This is a genomic window from Phyllobacterium sp. P30BS-XVII (assembly GCF_014138335.1).
GTDB lineage: Bacteria > Pseudomonadota > Alphaproteobacteria > Rhizobiales > Rhizobiaceae > Phyllobacterium > Phyllobacterium meliloti.
The window spans coordinates 1-1,348 of sequence record NZ_JACGXO010000021.1 but is presented as its reverse complement, the minus strand read 5'-3'; the positions used below and the strand labels follow the sequence as shown (position 1 = coordinate 1,348).

At 57.1% G+C, this 1,348-nt stretch carries 1 protein-coding gene; it reads left to right on the top strand.

Annotation, left to right across the window (positions count from 1 at the left end; translation table 11 throughout):
* Positions 1–1,191: plasmid replication protein RepC (gene repC, locus FHW17_RS25105; protein WP_182511103.1), on the top strand; the 1,191-nt coding region annotated here is incomplete at its 5' end.
* Positions 1,192–1,348: the final 157 nt, after the last annotated feature.

Sequence of the window (1,348 nt, the reverse complement as noted above, 5' to 3'; positions counted from 1 at the left end):
TTCTATCCGCACAATGAACTGAGTGAGACGAGTGGGCTGGTGGTGTTTCCATCCAATGCGCAATTGTCATTGCGCGCCCATGGCATGGCACCGGCAACCCTGCGCCGGCATTTGAGTGCGCTGGTGGAAACAGGCCTGATCTTTCGTAAAGACAGCCCCAATGGCAAGCGCTATGCGCGCAAGCCACGAACAGGGGCGACAGGGGCAGGGGAGGGCGGCGAGGCATTTGGCTTCTCGCTGGCCCCGCTGGTGGCGCGCGCCCAGGAGTTCGAGGCGATGGCCGAAGACGTGCGCTCTGAACGGCTGCAGCTGAAGCTGATGAAGGAAAAGGTGACGCTGCTGCGCCGTGATATCGTCAAGCTGATCGAGCTTGGGTTTGAGGAAATGCCAGAAATCGACTGGAGTGGCCACTACACGGCGTTTCGCGCGGTGATGGATGATATTCCGCGCCAGGCAACGATCCGCGATCTGGAGCCGGTTGTGGACGGGCTTGAGTGCATCCAGCTGGAGATCTGCAAGTTGTTGCAGGATAAGCTGAATTTACGACAAACAAGCGGCAGAGAGTCTCATTCTGAGCGCCACAAACAAAATTCAAATACAAAATCCACTTCTGATCTTGAACCCGGCTTTAGAAAAACCCAAGGCCAAACCCACGTGCCAAACACTGCACCGGATGAGCCTGCTAAAACGACAGAGGTTGAAACAAGCGATACAGGATCAGAAAACCCTGACAGGGCAGGGCGGCTGGCCGTTGCGGCTGTGGCAACTGGCCCGGCGGGTCGTGCTGCAGTAGAACCCGCTGATTTGCCCGCCGGCGAGGCTTTTGCCTCCGCCTTTGATGCAAAGCCGGTTCCGCTCGGTCTTGTCCGTCAGGCTTGCCCCGATATAGCAGCCTATGCCAGGAACGGCCTTGCCAGCTGGTCCGAACTGATGGGCGCGGCCATTGTCGTGCGCTCCATGCTCGGTGTCAGCCCATCAGCCTACGAGGAAGCCTGCTCCGTGCTTGGTCAGGAAAACGCCGCCATCGCCATGGCCTGCATCCTGCAAAGGGCCGATCAGATCAATTCCGCCGGCGGTTATCTCAGATCCCTCACCGACAAGGCCGCAAACGGCGAATTCTCCGTCTGGCCCATGCTGCTTGCCCAGCTGCGCGCAAATGGCCAACATGTCAGAATTGTCAAAGAAAAGTGAGAAGGTGGCTCATACGCGATCAACCGGCCAAAACTGCGCGGTCAGTCCTGTGCGGACGAAACCCACGACCGATCCCGTATTCCAATCGCCGGAATATTGGCAATACCAACCCGAATTTTGCTATTTTGTACAAACTAGAAAGTTGTCAGAAAATGAA